This is a genomic window from Chitinophaga sp. GbtcB8 (assembly GCF_019091455.1).
Lineage (GTDB): Bacteria > Bacteroidota > Bacteroidia > Chitinophagales > Chitinophagaceae > Chitinophaga.
The window spans coordinates 101,014-123,838 of sequence record NZ_JAGXJN010000021.1 but is presented as its reverse complement, the minus strand read 5'-3'; the positions used below and the strand labels follow the sequence as shown (position 1 = coordinate 123,838).

Genomic DNA, 22,825 nt, shown 5'->3' with positions numbered 1-22,825 from the left:
GGCCTGCGCCGGTTTCCGCAATAATGCGTTTTTTGCCCAGGCGCTGCGCCAGCAGGATCTGCCCAATGGTGTTGTTCACCTTATGTGCACCGGTATGGTTCAGGTCTTCCCGCTTCAGGTAGATGTTGGCCTTATATTTTTCAGACAAACGTTTAGCCAGGTACAGCGGCGACGGACGGCCCACATAATCTTTCAGCAGCTGGGTGAACTCCTGCTGAAAACCAGGGTCGCCCAGTATCTGCATGTAGTTCTGCCGCAGCTCCTCTACATTGGGATACAGCATTTCGGGAATGTATGCCCCGCCAAAGCTGCCGTAATAACCCTTTTCGTTCACATGGTATTTGGAGCCCTTTGTATTTACCGCAATCTCCATTCTTTTAGTTTTTTTGATTTAAAAAGTTGATCGTTGATGATCCACGGACCGCTTCCACAAACCCCTGCACCTTCTCTATATCCTTTACACCGGGTGCTGTTTCAAAACGGCTGTTCACATCCACTGCAAATAAAGCCGGCAATTCCAGCTCAGACAATGCTGCTGCGTGTTCCGGGCCAATGCCACCGCTCAGGAAAAAAGGATGGCTGAAGGGATAACTTTTCAGCAGGTCCCAGTTGAACTGCTGGCCGGTACCACCGTAGGATTTTCCTACCGCGGTATCAAACAAAAAGTAGTCGCTTACCGGTATAAAGGGCTCCAGCTGCTGCCAGCTCACCTGCTCCCCTATACGAAAAGCTTTTACCACCGGTACTGCTTTCCTGATGGCAGCACAATATTCCGGTGTTTCATTGCCATGCAGCTGCACCAGATCCAGCCCGTAATCGGCTACCTGTTGTTGCACGGCTTGCAGATCTTCATCCACAAACACGCCTGCCTTTTTTATACCGGTAGTGCTGCGTACTGTAGCTGCATCCAGCTTACCTGTTACCAAACGGGGCGATCTTTCATAAAAGATAAAACCGGCATAGTTCACACCATACTGCACCAGGGCTTGTAGGTCCTGCTCCCGGGTAATACCGCATACTTTTATGTTGAGTTCCATTAATTAGTATTTATCCTTTTACTTTTTCTCCGCTCTTAATAGCTGCAGCAAATTGCTCAAAGGCCCTGGCCGGATCTTCCTGCCGCATAAAATGCTCGCCGATCAGGAAACCTTCAAAACCGGCCTGCTTCAGTGTTATAATAGCTGCGGGATCATTGATACCACTTTCTGCTACCTTCAGCTTACCGGCTGGTATCTTAGGCGCCAGCTCGCAGGAGCGGTTAAAGTCTACTTTAAAAGTGGTGAGGTCGCGGTTATTCACACCTACCAGGTGCACATGCTCACTTACTTTTTCCAGCTGCGATTCGCTGTGCACTTCCAGCAATACTTCCAGCCCAAGATTATTTGCAAAGGCAGCCAGCTGTGCTACTTCTGCGGCTGTTAAACATTCTGCGATCAGTAATATCACATCTGCACCTATTGCCTTTGCTTCTATGATCTGGTATTCATCGATCATAAAATCCTTACGCAGAATAGGTATGTTATTGGCTGCCCTTGTCTGCTGGAGATCATCGGCGGTGCCGCCAAAGAATTTCTCATCTGTTAATACGGAAAGGCCGGAGGCGCCGTAGCGGGTATATGCCGTGGTAATATCCTGTACTGTTACATTCCCGTTGATCAATCCCTTGGAGGGTGAGCGGCGTTTGAACTCCGCAATGATGCCGGTTTTGGCAGGGTCCTGTAAGAACCGGCGCAGTGATAACGGCGTACGTTTGAATGCCGGCGCCTGCTCCAGCTCTGCTGCACTGCGTTGTTGCTTACGGGCCGCAACTTCTATCTTCTTATGCGCTACTATTTCAGTTAAAATATTACTCATCGTTTACTTATTTACAATCTTAGATTTTCACTAAATCCAAGATCATTGCATATCGATCAATTTCTTAAATGCATTATGTGCGGCGCCGGATTCCAGGGAAGTAACTGCTGCCTGGAAACAATCCGTATAGTCAGCATACTTACCCATACAATACAGTCCCATGGCGGAATTGGCCAGCACTACGGAATTTTGCGCCCAGCTGCCTTCTCCTTTTAAGATCTTCATAAAGATCTTGGCAGCATCTTCTACGGAATTACCGCCGTAAATATCTTCCGGGTGCACCCTGCGGCGGCCCAGCTGTTCCGGTGTCCAGTCCTGCTCACCTTTGTTGGTAATAATGCGGGCATCAGCAGTAAGCGATATTTCATCATAACCATCCATGCTGTGTACAATGGCGTATTGCTTATCTGTTTGCTGGAACAGGTAGTTATATACCCGCGCCATTTCAAGGCTGTACACGCCTATGAGCTGGTGTTTGGCAAAGGCCGGGTTCACCAATGGTCCCAGCATGTTAAAGAACGTACGAATGCCCAGCTGGCGGCGGATACCGGCTACATTTTTCAGTGCCGGGTGAAACAGCGGCGCATGCAGAAAACAAACGCCTGCTTCCTCTATTTCCGCCCGCAATTTAGCTTCATCATTCTTAAATTTATAACCCGCTGTTTCCATGAGGTTAGAGGCCCCGCTAATGGAGGATACGCCATAGTTACCATGTTTGGCCACTTTAGCGCCTGCACCGGCCACAATAAAACACGACAGTGTTGAGATGTTGAATGTGTTCTTGGCATCGCCGCCGGTACCCACAATATCCAGCACATCGTAATCATCCAGCTTCACGGGTATGCACAGCTCCAGCAAGGCATCGCGGAAACCCAGCAGCTCATTGATGGTAATGCTGCGCATCAGGAACACCGTCATAAAGGCGGCCAGCTCGCTTTCGTTATACATGCCTTTGGAAATGCTGATCAGGATATCCTTTGCAGCCTCCCGGGTAAATGTTTTATGTTCAAAAAGGTAGTTGAGTATTTTTTTCATGATGTATCAGGTAAAAGCAGTTAGCATTTGATATTCTATGTGTGGTACACGGATCACATTTGCAGCCAGTTCCGTAAGATCTTTTCGCCATGCGGCGTCAGCACGCTTTCCGGGTGGAACTGCACCCCGCTTACATCATACTGATTATGCTGCAGCCCCATAATATACCCATGCTCATCACGTGCGGTAATAGTTAGTTCAGCAGGTAAGGTGCTTTCATCTACTACCCAGGAGTGGTAACGGCCTACTTCCAGCTCATCGGGCAGCCCGTTAAACAAACGTCCTTCGCGGGATACAATGTTCACCGGAGTAGCTACGCCATGGTATACTTCTTTCAGGTTAATAAGGTTTGCGCCAAAAGCCTGTCCTATGGCCTGCTGGCCCAGGCATACGCCAAAGATGGATTTCGCAGGGGCGTACTCTTTAATAAGCGGTAATAATAAACCTGCTTCTTCCGGTATACCGGGCCCTGGTGATAAAATGATCTTATCAAATTCGTTGATCTGCTCCAGGGGTATTTCATCATTGCGAAATACCTTCACCTTGCCGTTAATGATCTTCTCAACCAGGTGTACCAGGTTATAGGTAAAAGAATCGTAGTTATCGAATACCAGTATGTTCATCACACTTATATTTTTTGGGCCAGCAATATGGCCTGTTTTAATGCATTCAGTTTATTGCCTACTTCTTCCAGCTCTGAAGAGGCTACGGATTTGGCTACCACACCGGCGCCGGCCTGGTAATACAGCGTATTGGATTTGCTAAGCATAGAGCGGATCATAATAGCGTGGTTAAAATCGCCGTTAAAGCTTACCGCGCCAATACAGCCGCCATAAAAGCCGCGGGCAGTAGGCTCATATTGGTCAATGATCTCCATAGCCCTGTATTTGGGCGCCCCGCTTAAGGTACCGGCCGGGAAGGTGGCCGCCAGCAGGGAGAAAGGATTTACATTGGGCTGGATCTTGCCTACTACTTCACTTACCAGGTGTATCACGTGCGAGTAGAACTGGATCTTACGATACGATTCCACTTCTACATTGCTGGCATGGCGGCTCAGGTCATTACGGGCCAGGTCCACCAGCATTACATGTTCTGCATTTTCCTTCGGGTCCAGCAATAATTTATCGGCCAGCTGCTGGTCCTGCTCATCATCGCCGGTTCTGCGGAAAGTGCCTGCTATGGGGTGAATGGTGGCTTTATTGTCTTTGATGACCAGCTGCGCTTCGGGCGAAGAACCCATCAGCTTATAATCACCGTAATCGAAGTAAAAGAGATAAGGGGAAGGATTGATGGAGCGGAGGGCGCGGTATACATTAAATTCATCACCGTTATAACGTTGCTGGAAGGCCCGTGACAGCACTACCTGGAAAACATCGCCCCGGAAACAGTGCTGTTTGCCCTGCTCTACCATCTGCATATATTCCGCATCCGTCATGTTGCTTTCTTCATTGCCTACCGCAGTAAAACCATAGGTGGGCACATCTTTATGTTTGATGAGGGATTCTATCAGCTCAAACTCACTGTCCAGGCCATCTACCTGGTGCTCGCAGAGGTACAGCTCATCTTTAAAATGGTTAATGGCTATTACGTACTGGTAAAAACGGTAACGCATCAACGGAATGGTGTTGCCATTGGGTTTCTGCTTATTAAATTCAATGGTTTCAAAGAACTGTACCGCATCAAAAGTGGTGTATCCGAACAGGCTGCGTACCACGGGTAAGGGCACCTGGCCGGAGAAGCTGAACTGGTTTAAGAACTGCTGCAGCTCATCCAGCACATTTTCTTTATTCTTCAGCTGCTTGCGTTCTACCGGCAGGTTGGGATACTTGAACTCAAAATTGGAGGTAGAGGTAACTTCAATTCCGGCTATGGGCTTTACACAGATAAAGGAAAAGCTGTTCTCACTGGCGCGGTAGTCCGTACTTTCCAGCAGCACTGTGCCGGGAAATTTATCGCGCAGGCGCAGATAGATGCCCACCGGGGTGTACACATCTGCCAGCATTTGTTTGGATCTCGTTCTTACTTGAATGGTACGCATGTATTATTGAGATTTTGAAGTCGGAAGTTGCCTAAAAGGAAGAAGGCCCGCTGTGTAACAGCGAGCCTTCTGAATATATTTGTTCATACAAATTTATGGCACTGTAACACAGATCAGGATATGATTCCGTGCCACCACCAATGCTTGTATGTTACGTTCTGTTTCATTACGGGAGCAAATATGGGTTGTTTTTTTAGAAAATGCAAATTTTTTTTAGCGGAAAGCTCAAAGCAGAAAGCCGAGTGCCACCGGATAATAAGCCTAAACCTTAAGCAACCAGCCCAGGCGCTGGACATCCAGGCTTTATGCTTTCTGCTTTACGCTTTCAGCTCCTACAATACCCCCTTGGTACTGGGCAGCTGCAAATTAGACGGATCGCGGCGCACAGCCATTTTAACAGCTTTGGCAAAGGCTTTAAAGATGGCTTCTATCTTATGATGCTCATTCTCGCCCTCTGCCTTAATGTTCAGGTTGCACTTAGCGGCATCTGAAAAGGACTTAAAGAAGTGGAAGAACGTTTCCGTAGGCATCTCTCCTATCTTCGCCCGGTTAAACTTAGCATCCCCAACCAGCCAGTTACGGCCGCCAAAGTCAATGGCTACCTGGGCCAGGCAATCGGCCATGGGCAGGCAAAAACCGTAACGCTCCATGCCACGTTTGTCCGCCAGGGCTTTAGCCATGGCCTCTCCAAGCGCCAGACCGGTATCTTCTATGGTATGATGCTCATCTATATGCAGGTCGCCTTTGGCCTTAATGGTAAGGTCAATATTGCCATGGCGGGCAATCTGCTCCAGCATATGATCAAAGAAACCCAGGCCGGTTTCAATAAACGCCTGCCCTTTGCCATCCAGGTTCAGGGAAATGCTGATATCGGTTTCTTTGGTAGTACGGGTATGCATAACGGTCCTTAAACCCAGCTTCAGGAACTCATAGATCTTTGCCCAGTCGGTTGATTCCAGGGCTATTACCGGTTGCAAAGCAGCAGCGGCATCCTTTATTTCCGCGCTTCCCAGGCCCGTGCCTTCATTCATCCAGATGGCTTTGGCGCCCAGGTTCTTGGCTAGCTGCACGTCGGTGATACGGTCGCCTATCACAAAAGAGTTAGCCAGGTCATAGTCGGCAGAGAAGTATTTCGTAAGCATACCGGTACCGGGTTTGCGGGTAGGTGCATTCTCATGCGGAAAAGTACGGTCCACATGTATGGCTTTAAATACTACTCCTTCGTTCTCAAACGCCTGTATGATCTTGTTCTGCACTAACCAGAAATGCGCTTCCGGGAAGGCTTCCGTACCCATGCCATCCTGGTTGGTTACCATTACCAGCTCATAATCCAGCTCTGTGGCTATTTTCACCATATAAGTGAATACTTTGGGATAGTATTCTATTTTCTCCAGGGTATCTATCTGGTAAGTGGGCGGTACTTCTTTGATAAGGGTACCATCACGATCTATAAAAAGTACACGCTTCATGCAAATGATGTTTTGACTTACTTAATACTTCCTACTTCAATTTTATAATCCGCTAATGCTGCTATTAACTTTTCGTTTTCCTCCGGTGTGCCTACGGTAATGCGGAGGCAGCCGGCGCATAACTCCACCCGGGAGCGGTCGCGCACTACAATGCCCAGCGTTACCAGGTATTGATAAATGGCTTTGGCATCAATGGTTTTAGCGAGTATAAAATTCGCATCGCTGGGATATACTTTTACTACCAGCGGCAGCTTTTCCAGTGAGGCTGCCAGCTTATCCCTTTCAATCACGGTTTCCCGGATCCACTCATTTACCTGCGCTATATTTTCCAGGGCCTGCAATGCCAGCTCCTGTGCTGCCTGGCTAATGTTATACGGCGGTTTTATCTTGTTCATCACCTGTATGATCTCTTCGCTGGCAAAAGCCATTCCCACACGTAATGCAGCCAGGCCCCATGCTTTGGAAAGGGTTTGCATTACTACCAGGTTAGGATATTCCGTAAGCTCCTGGATAAATGTTTTCTGACGGGCAAAGTTAATATAGGCTTCATCCACCACCAGGATGCCTTCAAAACTATTCAGCAGCACTTCAATATCCTCCCGGTTAATAGAGTTGGCGGTAGGATTGTTGGGAGAGCAAACAAAGATCAGCTTCGTATGCTCATCTATGGCCTGCTGCAGCGCTGGCATATCCAGCTGAAAATCTTCAGTAAGACTTACCTGCCGGATCACCACATCATTAATGTGCGCGCTTACTTCGTACATGCCATAGGTAGGCGGGCAAAGGATCACATTATCCACACCGGGGTTGCATAATGCACGGTACAGCACATCTATCACCTCATCACTGCCATTGCCTATAAAAATATGCTGGGGCGGTACGCCTTTGATATCTGCCAGCTTGTATTTCAGCTTCCACTGCATGGGATCCGGGTAGCGGTTGTAATCTGTTGGCAGCGGGGAGCCAAAGCTATTCTCATTAGCATCCAGGAAAATGCGGGCCTCTCCTTTGAACTCATCACGGGCAGAGGAGTAGGGCACCAGCTGCCGGATGTTATTACGAAGTAGTTTATTTAGATCGAACATAAAAGAGAATTAATTGTGCAAGGAAGTACCGGTACTACAATTGTTAATTATTCATTTTTGATTATTAATTAAGCGAATGGTAACGGCGCGCTTGTGGGCATCCAGCCCTTCCGCTGCTGCCATTACGGCAATGGTGTTGCCTATATTCTGCAAACCTTCCTGTGTAAGACGCTGAAAGGTGACCTTTTTCACAAAACTATCCAGCGATACGCCGCTGTATGCACGGGCATAACCATTGGTGGGCAGGGTATGATTGGTGCCGGAGGCATAATCACCCGCGCTTTCCGGTGAGTAATTGCCCAGGAAAACAGAACCTGCATTCACTACACCGTCTGCCAGTGTAATATCATCTTTACAGGCAATGATCAGATGTTCCGGTGCATAGGCATTCAACAGCTCCATGGCAATGTCCATATCTTTTACCAGCACCAAACGGCTGTGTTCCAGCGCCTGCGTGGCTATGCTGCGGCGGGGCAGCGCTGCCAGCTGTTCGGCTACCTCCTGCTGTACCTGTTTAATAACGTCAGCGCTGGTGGTTACCAGCAGCACCTGGCTATCCGGACCATGTTCTGCCTGTGATAAAAGATCTGCAGCTACAAAAGCAGGCACACAGCTTTCATCCGCCAGCACAGCTACTTCCGAAGGACCGGCGGGCATGTCAATGGCAATACCGTCCTTATTGATCAATTGTTTAGCGCAGGTAACATACTGGTTGCCCGGGCCAAAGATCTTATGCACTTTAGGCACGGTAGCGGTACCATATGCCATAGCGCCAATGGCCTGTACACCGCCTATTTTAAATACCCGGTCAATACCTACCTGGCGGGCGGCGAATAAGATAGCAGGATGCACCTCACCGGCAGCATTGGAGGGCGTGCACAGCACAATCTCTTTACAGCCGGCTATTACAGCGGGTACGCCCAGCATCAGGATGGTAGAGAATAAGGGTGCAGAACCACCGGGAATGTATAACCCTACTTTTTCAATTGGCAGGGATTTACGCCAGCAATGCACGCCGGGCATGGTTTCTATAATTTTACCGGCTTCCTGCTGCGCGCGGTGAAAGGTTTCAATATTCTGTTTAGCCTGCAGAATGGCTTGTTTCAGGGCAGGGTCTAAAACTGCGGTGGCCTGTGCAAATTCCGTTTCGGTTACCTGCAGCTCATTCAGCTGTACCTTATCAAACTGTAAAGCGTATTTGCGAACAGCGGCATCGCCCTGTTGCTGCACCTCCTTCAAAATAGCGGCCACATTGCTTTCCAGCGCAGTGGTATCCATTACCGGGCGTTGTAAAAGTGCCGGCCAGGATGCGTTATCAGGATACTCAAATATTTGCATGAGCCAATTGTCAATTACGAATTATCAATTACGAATTAAATGCAGCGACTGAATGAAGGGACCACTTTGATCAATCTAAAATCAGATGATCATTTTCTCAATAGGCACTACCAGTATGCCTTGTGCACCGGCGGCTTTCAGGCTTTCAATAATGTCCCAGAAATCATTTTCATTCAGTACGGAATGTACGGAGCTCCAGCCTTCTTCTGCCAGCGGCAGCACGGTGGGGCTTTTCATACCAGGCAGCAGGCTAATGATCTGCTGCAGGTTATTGTTAGGCGCATTCAGCAGAATGTACTTGTTGTTCTTTGCCTTTTTTACTGCCTTTATGCGGAACAGCAGCTTGTCCAGTATTTGCTGTTGCGCGGCATTCAGCCCATTGTTGGCAATCAGCACAGCCTCTGATTTCAGGATCACTTCTGCTTCTTTAAGGCCGTTCATGAACAGGGTGGAACCGCTGCTCACCAGGTCACAGATAGCATCTGCCAAACCAATACCAGGCGCTATTTCCACAGATCCGCTGATCTCATGGATCTCTGCGGTAATGCTGTTCTTTTTCAGGAAATCATCTACAATTACCGGGTAAGTGGTGGCAATGCGCAGCTTGTGCAGGTCCTGCACACCGCTGTAGTCCATGGCTTTGGGTACGGCTACGGATAAACGGCATTTTCCAAAACCCAGCTTTTCTACTACCTGTACCTGCTTGTTCTTTTCCATCACTACATTCTCACCCACTATGCCTAAGTCGGCTACACCGTCTTCTACGTATTGCGGAATATCATCATCGCGCAGGAAAAATACTTCCAGGGGAAAGTTGCTGGCTTCTGTCTTTAGCCGGTTAACCCCGTTGTTGATGTCTATACCGCATTCTTTGAGCAGTTTAATAGAATCGTCGTGCAGGCGGCCTGATTTCTGGATGGCGAGTTTAAGCTTCATAAAAGATGAATGTTCAGTAAAAACAACAGCGGCTTACCTTTTCCGGTAAGCCGCTGATATTTAGATATATTTTATATACATAATATCATCCCTGCCTACCGGTGTGGTAAGTATGGTGGTGATGATGGGTATGTACGTTAGTGATCATAATGACGGGGCAAAAATAGTAAGAAATGTGGAAAATCAAAATTAATTGCCCATTAATTCAAAGTAAAGTCCACACCCTGCGCATCGCGGCTGTTAGCGCCTACAAATACGGTAAAGGCGCCCGGCTCATAGGTCCACCGCATATCCTTGTCGTAAAATTTCAGGTCTTCCACGCTAATGGCGAATGTTACGGTTTGACTTTCTCCTTTCTTCAAAAAGATCTTTTTAAATCCTTTCAGCTCTTTTACCGGGCGGGTTACGCTGCCAACCTTGTCGCGGATGTAAAGCTGCACTACCTCTTCCCCATCGTAGCTGCCGGTATTGCTAACATTCACGCTTACCTGTAAAGGCGCGGCAGCCGTGATCTGCGGCTTGCTCAGCTGCAGGCTGCCATAGGTGAATTTCGTATAGCTTAACCCGTATCCAAAGGGATACAACGGTTCGTTGGATACATCCAGGTATTTGGATGAGTATTTGTTGTTAGGATCAATGGGGCGGCCGGTGGTGCGGTGATTATAGTAGATAGGGATCTGGCCCACATTCCGCGGAAAGCTCATGGTGATCTTACCGGCAGGGTTATAATCGCCAAACAGCACATCTGCAATAGCATTACCGGCTTCTGTGCCCAGGAACCAGGTTTCTACAATAGCTGGAATGTGCGCATCTTCCCACTCCAGCGTAAGCGGGCGGCCATTCATTAATACCAGCACCACTGGTTTACCGGTGGCGTATACTGCCTTTAATAATTCCTGCTGGCTTTCCGGTATGCTGATGTTGGAACGGCTGGCTGCTTCGCCCGTCATGCCCTGCGATTCGCCCAGGGCCATGATCACAACATCTGATTGCTTTGCAAGCGCTACTGCTTCGGATAACAGCTGTGCGCTGTTGGCCGTATCAGCTGCTTCCAGCCGCTGTTTTTGCATGGCCTTTTTTAATAAGCCGGTATCGCTGGTTATATGGGCGCCTTGTACATAGCTAACTTTTACGGCTGTACCCAGCTTGTTCTGAATGCCCTGTAATAAGCTCACTGCTTTGCCGGCATCGCCTGCGGCCGACCAGTTACCGATCACATCCCGCTGGCTGTTGCCCAGGGGGCCTATGAGGGCAATGCTGCCCTGCTTTTTCAGCGGCAGCAGCTGTGTTTCATTTTTAAGCAGTACAATGGAGCGTTGCGCTATTTCGCGGGCAGCCTGTAAATTCTCGGGGTTCATGATCTCTTTAGCGGCGCGTAGGGTATCGCAATACTTAAAGGGATCTTTGAACAGGCCCAGATCATACTTGGCGGCAAGAATGCGGTACACTGCATCATTGATAAGCTGCAGTGTGATCTTTTTATCCTGCAACAGCTTCTTTAACTGGGTAGCAAATACGCTGCCCTGCATATCCATGTCCACCCCGGCATTCAGGGCCAGGGCAGCGGCCTCATACTCATCTTTAGGTACACCGTGATTGATCATTTCATTGATAGCGGTATAATCCGTTACCACAAAACCTTTAAAGCCCCATTGCTTGCGCAGCAGCTCCGTCATCAGCCATTTGTTGCCGGTAGCGGGTATGCCATCCACTTCGTTAAAGGAGGTCATTACCGTAGCTACGCCCGCATCTATGGCCGATTTATAGGGCGGTAAATAATCCTGCATCATGCGGCGGCGGCTCATATCCACTACATTATAATCGCGGCCTGCTTCCACGGCGCCATATAAAGCAAAGTGTTTTACACAGGCCAGTATGGTATTATTGGCGGCAAGGTCTGTACCCTGGTAGCCCCTTACCTTGGCTTTGGCCACCTGTACACCGTACCAGGTGTCTTCCCCTACCCCTTCGGCCACGCGGCCCCAGCGGGGATCGCGTGCAATATCCACCATGGGGCTAAAGGTCCAGTGCAGCCCATCGGCGCTGGCTTCCTGTGCGGCAATACGCGCGCTTTTTTCCAGCAGGCCAAGGTCCCAGGTGCAGGCTTCGCCTAAGGGAATGGGGAAAATGGTCTTATGGCCATGGATCACATCGTAACCGAATAACAGGGGGATCTTCAGACGGGTGCCCATAGCCATTTCCTGCAGTTTGCGGGTATACTGCGGCGTGTAGGCGTTAAAGATAGATCCGCACAAACCGGCTTCAATATCTTTTTTATAACCCGGCCTAACGAAGGGGCCGGTAACATCCATATCGCTGGTGAGCAGGTTAAGCTGGCCTATTTTTTCTTCCAGCGTCATGCGCTGTATTAGCTGGGTAAGGAATTGCTTTTTAGCTGCTGATGTTTGCTGGGCCTGGGCTGGGGCTGCAAGTACAATGGCAAGGAGGGCCATTATACTGCCGGTAAGGATCCGTTTCATGACGTGCTTATTGTTTAGATAGGGTTAAAGGTACGTAACCCGGCTATTGTAAACTTCAAACCGGATTATTTAATCGATCTGTAAACCTTTTCCAGGATAAGTTATCTCTGTCTTATTCCATTAAACCACGGGGTATCCAAATAAAAACAGGCTGTATCATATATTGATACAGCCTGTTCCCTCTCAAAGGATATCTTTTATAATTATTCTGTTTTTAAACTCTTTACCGGGTTGGCTACTGCGGCTTTTACCGCCTGGAAGCTGATAGTAAAAAAGGCAATTAATAACGCCAGTAAAGCTGCTATTGCAAACACCCACCACTGGATACTGATACGGTAGGCAAAATGCTGCAGCCATTGCTGCATGCCCCAACCCGCAATGGGCGCGGCTATGAGCGCTGCTATAATTACCAGCTGCAAAAATTCTTTGGATAACAGGCTTACTACCTGACTTACAGAGGCGCCCAGCACTTTACGGATACCGATCTCTTTCACCTTTTGCTCTGCCGTGAACAGGGCCAGGCCGTATAATCCCAGGCAGGAAATAAATACGGCCATAATGGTGAAAATGGTGATGATAGTACCGGTACGCCGTTCCATTTCATAATTATGCTGGAACTGCCGGTCTAAAAAGTAATATTCAAAAGGCTCTTCGCTGTTAAGGGTTTTCCAGGTAGCGGCCAGGGATTGCAGGGCGCTTTGCAGCTGCTTTGTATTGAGGTGCACCATCAGGTAGTTATACTGCCCCTGCTGCATTTCAAAGCTGTAAGATTTAATGGGTTCCTGCAAACCTTCAAAGTGAAAGTTCTTCGTTACGCCAATGACCTCGTAGGTATACTTGTGGTCCTGCCAGTCAAAGAAAATGCGTTTGCCAATAGCTTCTGCCGGCTGGTAGCCCAGCTCGCGGACGGCTTTTTCATTTAACACGATCTTGTTAAAACCGGCAGTATCTGCTGCAAATCCGTTGGAGAAAAAGCGGCCGGCCAGCAAGGGGATCTGCAATGTGGCGGCATAATCATAGTCTACCCAGTTGGAGCGGATGGCTATTCCTTCTTTGGATGACTTACCTTCCGTATAAAAAGATTTATCAGCAACTACGGCTTTGCCGGGGTAAGTGTCACAGCCGGAAGCCTCTGCTACCAGGCTGCTTTTTTTGACTTCCGTTTTAAAGGCCAGGTACATCTTTCTGGCATGTTCTGTTCTCAGGGGTATCACTATTTGCTGCGATTGCTGGAAGCCCAGCTGCTGGTGCTGCATATACCGCATTTGCTGCAAAATGATGATGGAAGCCAGAATAAGGCAAATGGCAATGGCAAACTGGAAAACGACCAGCCCCTTGCGCACGAACACCGCGGCAAAACTATTCTTTAGCCGCCCCTTTAATACCTGTACCGGGCGAAAGGCGGAAAGGTAAAAAGCCGGGTAGCTGCCGGCCAGCAAACCCGCCACCAGCGTAAGTGTAATAAAAGCGGATATGTACAAAGGATTGGCCAGCACATTTAAGGTGATGGCGCTCCCGGAAACATCATTGAACAAGGGTAGCAGGGAGGCCAGTAAAACAACGGCCAGCACTAATGCAATTACGCTGGCCAGCACCGATTCGCCTATGAACTGCTGCACCAGCGAGCCGTTACCGGCGCCAATGGCTTTGCGGATCCCCACTTCCACCGCACGTTTGCTGCTGCGGGCAGTGGAAAGGGTCATGAAATTAATGCAGGCGATCACCAGTATGAACACCGCGATCAGGATGAGCATATATACATAGGTAATGCTGCCATTACGGGCAAACTCCGCGTCAAGGTGGGAGTGCAGGTGAATAGCTGTTACCGGCTGCAGGAAATGCTTTTTATCGAACCCGGCTGCTTTCAGCCATTTGCGCTCATATTTTTCTATAAAGGCAGGGAATTTACTTTCCAGCACTGCCGCATGGGCGCCGGGTTTAAGCCGGAGATAAGTATAGAAGATATTATTAACGGCAAAGTCGGTAGTGGTACGCGCAAACTCGCCCATACCCCCGCTTTGCAGCGACATAAAAAAGGTACCGTCAATATGCGATTTGCCGGTTGGGTTGAACACGCCGGTGATGCGGTAATCAATCTGCCCGTTGCTGTTATTAATGCGGATGATCTTATTTAATGCGGGCGCAGCGCCAAATAATTTTGCGGCGGTTTCTTTTGAGATCACCACAGTGTTGGGCTCCTGCAGGGCATTATAGGGGTCGCCTTCTGTAAAATGATAGTTGAATATGCGGAAAAAAGGCGCATCGGCCATATAACCATGGCTCTCATAAAACGACTTCACCAAGGCGCCGCCTTCATAATACTGCAACAGGCTCTTATCCTCGTTATAGGGCACAAACAAACGGGCTGCCTGCTCTACTTCCGGGAATTCCTGCTGCAGGGCGGCCGCAATGGGCGCGGCGCTCACGGCATTGGGAATAGCCCCTTCCCGGCCAATGCTTATAGTACCCAGGCGGTATAGGTCCTGAGGGCGCCGGTGTTGCCGGTCATAGCTGAACTGATCCTGCACATACAGTAAAATAAACATGCAGCAAGCCAGGCCAATGGCTAAGCCAGCCACGTTAATAATGGAAAACACCTTGTTGCGCCACATATTGCGCCAGGCGGTTTTAAGATAGTTTTTAAACATACCCGGGAATTAAGCATATAAGGGCACACAAAGGGAGTGCTGGATTGTGTGGGGATTGATTACCAGATGATTGTGATGTAATAGCAAGGGAAAATGTCCGGTTTTAAGGCAGTGGGGTGTTCGAATCTGGACGCGGGTTACGCCATTACCGCCTGCTTGGCGGCCACGGGTTTGGCCTTGCTTTTCTTATGCCTGCGGCCCCACCAGATATAAACGCCGGTAACGGGCAGGCTGGCGGCAATAAGACTGGCGCAGAAAGCCATGATCTTGCCGGGCAGGCCCAGTACGGCGCCTACGTGTATATCATAGTTCATACGGGCCAGCTTATCCGCAGCAGATGCTTTAGCAAAACGGTTGTAGGAGTGGGTAACCGGTATTTCCTGAAGGGTATATTGATCAAAAAAGAGAATGTCCTGCTTCCAGTAAGTATCCAGATCCGGGTTGGCTACGGCAGAAATGGCGGCAGTATCGCTTTCCGGGTAGTGCACTTCTATGATCTGCGCTTTGGGATAATCTGCTTTCATTTTTTCCCAGAGCCGGTCTGTAACCGGGGTGGCAGCGGCCAATGCAGCGGTGTTCTTTTTAGAGAAAGGCTCGTAATATTCCACCAGGCTTTTACCGCCGGAGCTTGTCCAGTACACGGTTTTGGCAAACCATTGAAAGCCCATCACCAAACCGGTAAGGGCTATAAAAATGATCACCCAGCTAATATAAAAGCCCATCACATTATGCAGGTCATAGTTCACCCGCCGCCACCGGGCATTCCATTTTACGGAAAAGCGCTGTTTGCTGGCTGCCCGGTTCTTAGGCCACCACAATACCAGGCCGGTAATAAGCATGATTACGAAAATAAGGGTGGCGCTGGCTACAATGGGCTGGCCAATGGCGGGCGGCAGCCATAAATAGTAATGGCCCATGATCACGATCCGGAAAAAATCGCGGTTCATATCCTTTACCTTCAACACCTGCCCGCTATAGGGATTAAAGTATACGATGTAATAATATTCCGGGTCGGCCGCATAAAAGGCTACTTCCGCGGCCCGGTCTTTGGGGAAAAAGCTTACACTGTGCGGGAGCTTGCCGGGCAGGGCTTTTTCTGCGGCGGCCTTTAATACAGAGGGCGGCAGAAAAGGGCGCTGCTCATTTTTAATATACCGGTAAGGGGTAGTTACACTTTCAATTTCGTGCTCAAAGGCCAGTATACAGCCGGTAATACCCAGGAATAAAACTACCAGGCCGGAGCTAAGCCCCAGCCAAAGATGTATTTTCCCAATCCAGTACTTCAGATCCTTTTTCTTAGTTCCCATATGGTAAAGCCGGCGGCCTAACACGCCTTATTATAGGTATTTAACATATAAAAACGTTTGCCTTACAGCTATCGTCCCCATTTGTTAATGCCTTTGTCACTTATCAGATTACCCGGCAAAATTGCGATTAAAGCGGCTAAAGTGTTTACGGGATCGGGAAAATTATTTACGGGATGCGAAAAAAACTGAACCGGATAGGGCAATGGCCCCGGGACGGATCTATAACAGCGTGGCCTACACGACGTTTCCACCGCGGGGCTTTTTACCGGTTAAAATACCTGCCGGTTCCTGATGCCGGTAAAGCGGAAACCATATACTTATCCGGTAACCCTTATTTCCGCAACCCGCCTGGTGCCGTATTAATTGCACAGGATCATGCCCGCCTGTTTTTACAGAGTTACGGTTATGATCATTCACAAAAAAAATTATTTACGTTAACAACGGTCAAATAATATTTTCTGTACTTTTAGTTGGTATAAGTTAGGCACAACTGCTTGTCATAAGAATTACGAACCTTGCCCTGAAAGTTAGATGCTCTTCCTTAGAATTGTTGCCTGGTTCCGGCTATTGTATCGTAGACACCGGGAATCATATACCGGCTACGGGCCAACGTTATGAACAGAAAAACCAAATCTAGTGTATGAAACGAAAAGTGGAGCAACACAATGACAAACAATTATTACGCAGACTCAGAACGGGCGACCCAAATGCGTTGAACGATGCCTATCGTCAATACCGTGTATGGCTGCTGGTGGTAGCTACTACTTATCTCACCGATGAAGCTGAAGCCAAAACCCTGGTGGAAGACTTTTTTATAGAATGCTGGGATAAAAATTTATTTAAGGATGTTCGCGTTCCGTTAAGGACTTTTCTTTTCAAAACCCTTACAGAGCGTTGCAAAAAACAGGGTATACAGGTAAACATGTACCCCTGATAAATCTTCGGGAATAGATCAACAATATGTCATTTTATTGACCGGTAGTACTATTATTACTTCTACTTCGACCATGTCATTATTTGTATGACTGCCAACGAAACAACTTTGTAGCCTTGACACACACACAACAACAGAACGAACACCTATGGCAACTGATGTTTGAGAAAGTTGCCGGCGTGATCTCCACGAAAGACCTGCATTACCTGGAAGCGCAGCTCCGGGAAGATGAATCCATGCAGGAAGCATTCCACGCAATACAGATCACCTTTGGTCATGAGGATCTTGAACGTTTAAAGGAGGATGAGGACTGGACCGATCTTTTAAGCATGATCAAAACCCGGCCACGCACCGCCCACCTGCACCGCTTTGGTAAATATACCATGGCAGCTGTGCTGGCAGGCCTGCTGGTAAGCAGCGCGGGGCTTTACTTTTTAACGAACCGTAAAACAAAACCACCCTTAGCTGCTGTTACTGCCGGCGAATCCCCGCAGGCAGTGGTATTACAGCTGGCCGACAGTAAAACCGTGCTGCTGTCAGACAAAACCACCAACATCAGCCTGGGCGATGTGCAGCTCCACAATGCGTCAGACCAGCTCACTTTTAGCAGCCCAGACAATTTTTCTGTATATGGCGGACAGCATACGCTGATAGTGCCGGTAGCTAAATCGTACAGGGTTACCCTGTCCGATGGTACAGCTGTATGGCTGAATGCCGATACCCGCCTGCAGTTTCCCTTTAGCTTTAATGGCAGCAGCCGGGAAATTACCCTGCTGAGCGGGGAGGCATTTATAGAGGTGGCCCCTGATGCCGGCCAGCCTTTTATTGTACACACACCTAACAGCACCGTACAGGTATTGGGCACGGCATTTAATATTAATGTCTACAACCCAAAGCAGGTGCGCCTGTCGCTGGTAAGCGGGTCTGTTAAAATGAACACCCATGGCGCAGCTGTAGTGGTAAAACCCGGTATGGAAGCGGTGTACACGCCGCCCGATGGCTTATATACACAATCCTTTGACGAAAAAACGGTGCTGGGCTGGAAAGCCGGTAAACACTTCTTTGATAAGGCCTCCCTGCCAGATATCTGCCTGATCCTGTACCGCCATATGGGTATTAAAGCGGTTATAGACAGCGGCCTACAGGGCCATGATATTCACTTTAACGGTATGGTGGATAAGTATAAACCCATCCAGGAGTTTATGGATGATGTGAAGAATATGACCGGGGTAGATTATTACTTTGACAGGCAGGGTATACTGCACTTCAGATAAACTGCTTAATACAGCATTACTGCTGTTATATATTGCTTAAAGGTTGAGGTACGTTACAAGGGAATAATAAGTACCTCCGGCGCATTCCGGGTGATGCCGGCATGCGCCACAAATGCACTATTGGCGGCCATGGCCGCCAATTTGCTTTTTACAGACGCCCTGGCAGATCAGGTACATTCCCCCGTTATGACCGGCCTGTTTTAACCCGGTATTTGTAATAAGCCACTACGGCAATCCGGCTACAGTAAAGCATTGCAAAGACTACATCCGCTGGCAAAAATCTTTCAGTAACCAAAAGGTTTCATTATTTTTGTGGCAGGGGAATTTTTCATCCCCGGCTAATTACATTTATCATGAGACGGGATGTTTTCCAGGCGATCGCGGATCCAACGAGAAGGGAAATTATACACTTGCTGGCCCAGCAGGCCCTTAACCTGAATGCGGTAGCAGAGAACTTTGATATCAGCCGGCCAGCTATTTCCAAACATATAAAGATACTCACGGAGTGCGGGCTGGTGGTGATCAAACAACAGGGCCGGGAACGGTATTGTTATGCGGAGCTGCAAAAACTGCAGGAGGTAGCGGAGTGGACTGAAAAGTACCGTATTTTCTGGACCGGGAAACTGGATGCGCTGGAAAATTTCCTGGAAAAAACGCAGCCCCGGAAGAAAAAATAGTTGTCATTTTCCCCACCGCCCTAGGGGGATTGCGCCTATAACGCTCAGAATAATTACATCGCGCTATAAATAATACTTCAGTCCTCCCAAGCAGCCATCACAGGACATTTTAGTAAATTATAAATATGCCAGGCCTAAGATCCGGCCGGCCGGGTATGCCGTATATTTTCAAGGAACACTCCTATACTGATACATTCCTACTGTTCACTTTGTCCTGAATTTAGCTGCATTTCATTATTCATCTTACCCAATTACGGAAGTATGAATCCGAATGATCAACTCTTATTGAACCGCTTGAAGGCTGGTGATGTTACTGCTTTTACGCAGCTCGTTAGCCAGTACCGCCGCTGGATGGTTTATATAGCCTATACGCTGCTGGAAGATGAAACTGAAGCGCATGATGTTGTGCAGGATTTTTTTATGGATTGCTGGGAGAAACAATTATTCACGAACGTAACCATATCACTAAAAAGTTTTTTGCACTGCGCCATGAAGAACCGTTGCCTGAACCGGCTACGGGATGAGGCTTTGCGCCGGAAGAAATTAAAGCTGCTGTTACAGCAGGCTGCCGAGCTGCCCCTGCAGCCTGCTGAGATCAGTGATTTCTGGGAACGCGTGCTGCAGGTGGTAGAGCAGGTACCGCCCGCGTCTGCGCAGGTATTCCGGTATACCTATTTTGATGGTATGAACCGTAAGGAAGTAGCCTTACAGCTTGGCATCAGCCCCTCTACCGTCAAACACCAGCTGGCGCGCTCCCTGCGCATTGTACGTAACCTGCTGCTGCGCAGCCACCAGCTTCATTACTGATCCTGCATTTCCAATACCACCGGCCCTAATAAACCGGATTCCAGCAGCTGCCATTCCGGGCGGATGGTGATATTGGTTTTAGTGAACCGTTTTTCCGCCGGCTGATCACGATCGCCTACCAGGCGGTTACGCCAGCTGTTGATCACTTCTACTTCCAGTACATTTTTACCCGGTTGTATATCGTTTAAGGCTATACGATAAGGCGGCGTCCATAATACCCCGATCTCTTTTCCATTTAATTTTACCCCGGCAATGCCTACATCTTTTACAGCGCCCAGGTTAAGGTAAATGTGCTTTTGCTTTGGATCATAATTAAACTCCTTATGATATACCACGCTGCCGGAGTAGTAACGGATGCCGGGTTCCGGCCTTTCCGTCCAGCTGGTCAGGGACGGGAACTCCACAGATGCCGGGCCTCCCCAGCGTTCATCAAAGTGTAATTGCCAGGGCCCCTGCAGGGTATCTGTTACCCTAAACTCCGGGAAGTTGGTGGCTGCTGTGCCTTGCTGTGTAACCGGCACAGGCTTGCGGAACACTACAAACCAGGAGCCATAAGGCGCAAAAGATACCGGCACCGTAGTAACACCTTTTTCCTGTGTATACGCTACTGCCGCTTGGGTGCGGCCGCTTACCGGGTCCCAGAACTCCGGCTGGCGCCCGCTTACCCGGAAGCTAACGGTAGCTTTTGTGGCTGTTTGCTTCCGGCTGCTAATGAAATAATAATCCGCTTCATTCCAACGGTGATGGATATATCCAAATGTATCTGTAAGAGGCGCTTCAAAATGACAGTCTTCCGCTATGTGCTGTAAGGCCAGCCATTCTGCGGCAGTGTAACCCCAGGCCATATGCCCCTTGCCTACTGCCCGGCTGCCTGCTTGCTGATTGGCCGTACTGTCTGTGCCCCATAAATGCGCTACCAGCTGTTGTAATGTTTTGCCGGAAGTAGCATACTTTTCCAGGCTTACAGTTCGCTGTGTACGCGGGCCAATTACCGTGGCGCCGGCACTTACCAGCTGATCTATTTTTTGCAATGCAGCCAGTGACATTACCCGGTGTTTGGGCAATACCAGCACGCGGTAACGCATACCATGCGGCAATGTGATCCAGCCTTGCTGTACCTGTAAGGCCATTAACCGCTCTTCATTGATCACGTCATAATCGTACCCGGGTAAAGCGCCCGCGGGATCATCTTCTTTCAGCCGTGCAATATTCGGTACATGATCTCCATAATAATATAACACATCCGCTACAAAACGGCCCTGCTGCATCATGTACTGCGCGCGGGCCATGTAGCTCCAGAAGGCATCTGAATATTTCCACCAGGTTATGTTGGGATTAAAGTGCGTGCCTGCAAAATATTCCTGCCCCGGCAAACCCATTTCAGGCGGCGAGCTGGTAAAGGTATGCAGCAAGGTAAGGTTCAGGCCTGCACACAGCTCATGGTCAAAGCTGGGTTTCATTTCTTTCCAGATAATATCGTCCCAGTGGTGGCCAATCGTGGTAAAAGCTTCTGCGCCTACCAGGTTTTTATTGTAGATGTGCGCTGCGCTGGCGGCCTGCTTCACAAAAAAACGGCTTTCCGGCAAAGGGCGGTGTGCGGAGGGCGACCAAAACTCGCCCATCATAATTTCACTATGCCCAAAATTCTTTAATCCATCAAAGGGTCCGGCGTGCGGGCCGGCGCTTTCCGGCTGAATTCCCATGCCATAAGCGGCCGCTTTTTCCTGGAAAACCTTGTAATGATTATCGGCTATACAATCGCTGATGGTTTTGCGCAGGTCTGCTAAAAAACGGTTGCTCACCTCGCGGCTGTCAATGAGCTTACCGGCTACTATAGGTAAGTAAGGGAGTATATCATATCCCCTGCGGTTGCGGAACTCCTGCTGAAAATCCTCTGTCCAGTTAATGCCGCCCAGCTCCCAGCTGTCTGTTTGCAGATAACGCAGCGTGGTACCCGCATCCTTGCCAATGCTTTGCAGCAGCGGCTCTACATGCGTATTCCAATACCTGGTAAAATGCTGCCGGCTCATGTAATCAATTACTAAGCCCTGCCATTTACCGCTAGAGGTAGAAATTTCCGCGCCGTTGAGGGTGTACCCAAATCTTAGGATCACCCATTTGCCTGCAGGCGCTTTCCAGCTGAGGACACCCTGTGCATTCATTTTTTGCGTAAGGTTAATAACAGCGCTGTGCTGTGCATGTACCAGCTTATTATTGGTGGTATCCTCATTCAGCAGAAAGCGTGTATCCGTAGCAGAGCCGCCTACTTCATCAAAAGCTGCTTTTTGTTTCAGGTTATGCAGGGGTTGTATGCCGGTGGTATCCCTGTAGGGGAAGGCCAGCACGGCAATGTCTTTATAAAACCCGTCCCGCGCCCCTGGTACCGGTAAGGACTGTACGTAGTTCTGATTACCATTGATGATGGTTTGCGACCAGGTTAAACGTTTGGCGGCTTCCTGCGGTTTTACATCCGGTGCGCCCAGGTTCCAGCCGCTTTGTATGTTAAGGCTTAATACCAAACCTAAGCGGTGTGCTTCCTGTACGGCAAAGCGGAACAGCTCCTGCCAGGCGGCTGAGCCAAACAGGGGGCCTTCGGGTACATTACTATTTCCCCGCTGATCCTGCCCGCCTGCGTCAAAGATACAGGCCCCGCTGAAACCCTTTGCCTTCATGGCTTCCAGGTCGCGGGTAATGGACTGTTTGCTTACATTGCCATTCAGCCACCACCACCAGCAGCGGATGCCGTAGGCAGCTGGCGGCTGCTGAAAGGCCGTTTCAGAGAGTTGTGTATTTGTATTGTTATTGGGTTGTTGTGCAAATGCCTGTTGTGATAGTAACAAACCGGATAAAAGGCCGGTTAAGATTATGCTGGATCTCATACGCGTATTTATGAAAGAAATGTAAAATTATAATGATTATCCGTCATTGCGAGGCGTAAAGCGA

The 22,825-nt window shown here is 48.9% G+C and carries 19 protein-coding genes; 5 read left to right on the top strand and 14 right to left on the bottom strand.

What is annotated here, in order from left to right:
* The 13 genes from KVT36_RS18640 to KVT36_RS18580 all read right to left on the bottom strand — a co-directional run.
* Positions 1-373 (bottom strand): pyridoxal-phosphate dependent enzyme (locus KVT36_RS18640; protein ID WP_217604968.1); only part of this gene is annotated, 373 nt, incomplete at its 3' end.
* 4 nt (positions 374-377) lie between these two features.
* Complete coding sequence (locus KVT36_RS18635) at positions 378-1,037, bottom strand: phosphoribosylanthranilate isomerase (protein WP_217604967.1); 660 nt, start codon at positions 1,035-1,037, stop codon at positions 378-380.
* Between the two features lie 10 nt (positions 1,038-1,047).
* Positions 1,048-1,854 carry an indole-3-glycerol phosphate synthase TrpC gene (gene trpC / locus KVT36_RS18630; protein WP_217604966.1) on the bottom strand — a complete coding sequence of 269 codons (807 nt, stop codon included), beginning with the start codon at positions 1,852-1,854 and terminating at the stop codon, positions 1,048-1,050.
* A 42-nt stretch (positions 1,855-1,896) separates the two neighbouring features.
* Positions 1,897-2,889 carry an anthranilate phosphoribosyltransferase gene (trpD, locus tag KVT36_RS18625; protein ID WP_217604965.1) on the bottom strand — a complete coding sequence of 331 codons (993 nt, stop codon included), beginning with the start codon at positions 2,887-2,889 and terminating at the stop codon, positions 1,897-1,899.
* 53 nt (positions 2,890-2,942) lie between these two features.
* On the bottom strand, positions 2,943-3,512 hold the full coding sequence (locus tag KVT36_RS18620; RefSeq protein WP_217604964.1) for an aminodeoxychorismate/anthranilate synthase component II: 570 nt from the start codon (positions 3,510-3,512) through the stop codon (positions 2,943-2,945).
* Between the two features lie 5 nt (positions 3,513-3,517).
* Complete coding sequence (locus KVT36_RS18615; RefSeq protein ID WP_217604963.1) at positions 3,518-4,927, bottom strand: anthranilate synthase component I family protein; 1,410 nt, start codon at positions 4,925-4,927, stop codon at positions 3,518-3,520.
* A 332-nt stretch (positions 4,928-5,259) separates the two neighbouring features.
* Positions 5,260-6,396 (bottom strand): bifunctional histidinol-phosphatase/imidazoleglycerol-phosphate dehydratase HisB, encoded by a 1,137-nt coding sequence (hisB, locus tag KVT36_RS18610; RefSeq protein ID WP_217604962.1) that lies wholly within the window; start codon positions 6,394-6,396, stop codon positions 5,260-5,262.
* A gap of 17 nt (positions 6,397-6,413) precedes the next feature.
* The gene (gene hisC / locus KVT36_RS18605; RefSeq protein ID WP_217604961.1) at positions 6,414-7,481 is read right to left on the bottom strand and encodes a histidinol-phosphate transaminase; all 1,068 of its coding nucleotides are present in this window, start codon (positions 7,479-7,481) and stop codon (positions 6,414-6,416) included.
* Between the two features lie 51 nt (positions 7,482-7,532).
* Positions 7,533-8,819 (bottom strand): histidinol dehydrogenase, encoded by a 1,287-nt coding sequence (gene hisD / locus KVT36_RS18600; RefSeq protein WP_217604960.1) that lies wholly within the window; start codon positions 8,817-8,819, stop codon positions 7,533-7,535.
* Positions 8,820-8,900: 81 nt separating this feature from the next.
* Positions 8,901-9,755, bottom strand: coding sequence for an ATP phosphoribosyltransferase (gene hisG / locus KVT36_RS18595; RefSeq protein ID WP_089914118.1), 855 nt, complete (start codon positions 9,753-9,755; stop codon positions 8,901-8,903).
* 200 nt (positions 9,756-9,955) lie between these two features.
* Positions 9,956-12,235 (bottom strand): beta-glucosidase BglX, encoded by a 2,280-nt coding sequence (gene bglX / locus KVT36_RS18590; protein ID WP_254640083.1) that lies wholly within the window; start codon positions 12,233-12,235, stop codon positions 9,956-9,958.
* Positions 12,236-12,438: 203 nt separating this feature from the next.
* A complete protein-coding gene (locus KVT36_RS18585) occupies positions 12,439-14,883 on the bottom strand; it encodes an ABC transporter permease (RefSeq protein WP_217604959.1) in 2,445 nt (814 codons plus the stop codon).
* A 137-nt stretch (positions 14,884-15,020) separates the two neighbouring features.
* The gene (locus tag KVT36_RS18580) at positions 15,021-16,190 is read right to left on the bottom strand and encodes a PepSY domain-containing protein (RefSeq protein ID WP_217604958.1); all 1,170 of its coding nucleotides are present in this window, start codon (positions 16,188-16,190) and stop codon (positions 15,021-15,023) included.
* A gap of 173 nt (positions 16,191-16,363) precedes the next feature.
* On the opposite strand from KVT36_RS18580, the gene KVT36_RS18575 reads away from it, so the two are divergent.
* From KVT36_RS18575 to KVT36_RS18555, 5 genes are all read left to right on the top strand, one after another.
* The gene (locus KVT36_RS18575; protein ID WP_217604957.1) at positions 16,364-16,642 is read left to right on the top strand and encodes a hypothetical protein; all 279 of its coding nucleotides are present in this window, start codon (positions 16,364-16,366) and stop codon (positions 16,640-16,642) included.
* Between the two features lie 188 nt (positions 16,643-16,830).
* Positions 16,831-17,124 carry an RNA polymerase sigma factor gene (locus tag KVT36_RS18570; protein ID WP_217604956.1) on the top strand — a complete coding sequence of 98 codons (294 nt, stop codon included), beginning with the start codon at positions 16,831-16,833 and terminating at the stop codon, positions 17,122-17,124.
* A 158-nt stretch (positions 17,125-17,282) separates the two neighbouring features.
* Complete coding sequence (locus KVT36_RS18565) at positions 17,283-18,398, top strand: FecR family protein (RefSeq protein ID WP_217604955.1); 1,116 nt, start codon at positions 17,283-17,285, stop codon at positions 18,396-18,398.
* A 353-nt stretch (positions 18,399-18,751) separates the two neighbouring features.
* On the top strand, positions 18,752-19,075 hold the full coding sequence (locus KVT36_RS18560) for a helix-turn-helix transcriptional regulator (protein ID WP_217604954.1): 324 nt from the start codon (positions 18,752-18,754) through the stop codon (positions 19,073-19,075).
* A gap of 261 nt (positions 19,076-19,336) precedes the next feature.
* Positions 19,337-19,882: an RNA polymerase sigma factor gene (locus KVT36_RS18555; RefSeq protein WP_217604953.1), complete on the top strand. Its 546-nt coding sequence runs from the start codon at positions 19,337-19,339 to the stop codon at positions 19,880-19,882.
* Here the strand turns inward: KVT36_RS18555 and KVT36_RS18550 are convergent.
* Positions 19,876-22,761, bottom strand: coding sequence for a glycosyl hydrolase (locus KVT36_RS18550; RefSeq protein WP_217604952.1), 2,886 nt, complete (start codon positions 22,759-22,761; stop codon positions 19,876-19,878). The genes KVT36_RS18555 and KVT36_RS18550 overlap by 7 nt on opposite strands.
* Positions 22,762-22,825: the final 64 nt, after the last annotated feature.

Bases quoted from the DNA above. Each gene is read 5' to 3' on its own strand.
- KVT36_RS18635 (WP_217604967.1), bottom strand. From the start codon at position 1,037: ATGGAACTCAACATAAAAGTATGCGGTATTACCCGGGAGCAGGACCTA.
- trpC (WP_217604966.1), bottom strand. From the start codon at position 1,854: ATGAGTAATATTTTAACTGAAATAGTAGCGCATAAGAAGATAGAAGTT.
- trpD (WP_217604965.1), bottom strand. From the start codon at position 2,889: ATGAAAAAAATACTCAACTACCTTTTTGAACATAAAACATTTACCCGG.
- KVT36_RS18620 (WP_217604964.1), bottom strand. From the start codon at position 3,512: ATGAACATACTGGTATTCGATAACTACGATTCTTTTACCTATAACCTG.
- KVT36_RS18615 (WP_217604963.1), bottom strand. From the start codon at position 4,927: ATGCGTACCATTCAAGTAAGAACGAGATCCAAACAAATGCTGGCAGAT.
- hisB (WP_217604962.1), bottom strand. From the start codon at position 6,396: ATGAAGCGTGTACTTTTTATAGATCGTGATGGTACCCTTATCAAAGAA.
- hisC (WP_217604961.1), bottom strand. From the start codon at position 7,481: ATGTTCGATCTAAATAAACTACTTCGTAATAACATCCGGCAGCTGGTG.
- hisD (WP_217604960.1), bottom strand. From the start codon at position 8,819: ATGCAAATATTTGAGTATCCTGATAACGCATCCTGGCCGGCACTTTTA.
- hisG (WP_089914118.1), bottom strand. From the start codon at position 9,755: ATGAAGCTTAAACTCGCCATCCAGAAATCAGGCCGCCTGCACGACGAT.
- bglX (WP_254640083.1), bottom strand. From the start codon at position 12,235: ATGAAACGGATCCTTACCGGCAGTATAATGGCCCTCCTTGCCATTGTA.
- KVT36_RS18585 (WP_217604959.1), bottom strand. From the start codon at position 14,883: ATGTTTAAAAACTATCTTAAAACCGCCTGGCGCAATATGTGGCGCAAC.
- KVT36_RS18580 (WP_217604958.1), bottom strand. From the start codon at position 16,190: ATGGGAACTAAGAAAAAGGATCTGAAGTACTGGATTGGGAAAATACAT.
- KVT36_RS18575 (WP_217604957.1), top strand. From the start codon at position 16,364: ATGCGAAAAAAACTGAACCGGATAGGGCAATGGCCCCGGGACGGATCT.
- KVT36_RS18570 (WP_217604956.1), top strand. From the start codon at position 16,831: ATGAAACGAAAAGTGGAGCAACACAATGACAAACAATTATTACGCAGA.
- KVT36_RS18565 (WP_217604955.1), top strand. From the start codon at position 17,283: ATGTTTGAGAAAGTTGCCGGCGTGATCTCCACGAAAGACCTGCATTAC.
- KVT36_RS18560 (WP_217604954.1), top strand. From the start codon at position 18,752: ATGAGACGGGATGTTTTCCAGGCGATCGCGGATCCAACGAGAAGGGAA.
- KVT36_RS18555 (WP_217604953.1), top strand. From the start codon at position 19,337: ATGAATCCGAATGATCAACTCTTATTGAACCGCTTGAAGGCTGGTGAT.
- KVT36_RS18550 (WP_217604952.1), bottom strand. From the start codon at position 22,761: ATGAGATCCAGCATAATCTTAACCGGCCTTTTATCCGGTTTGTTACTA.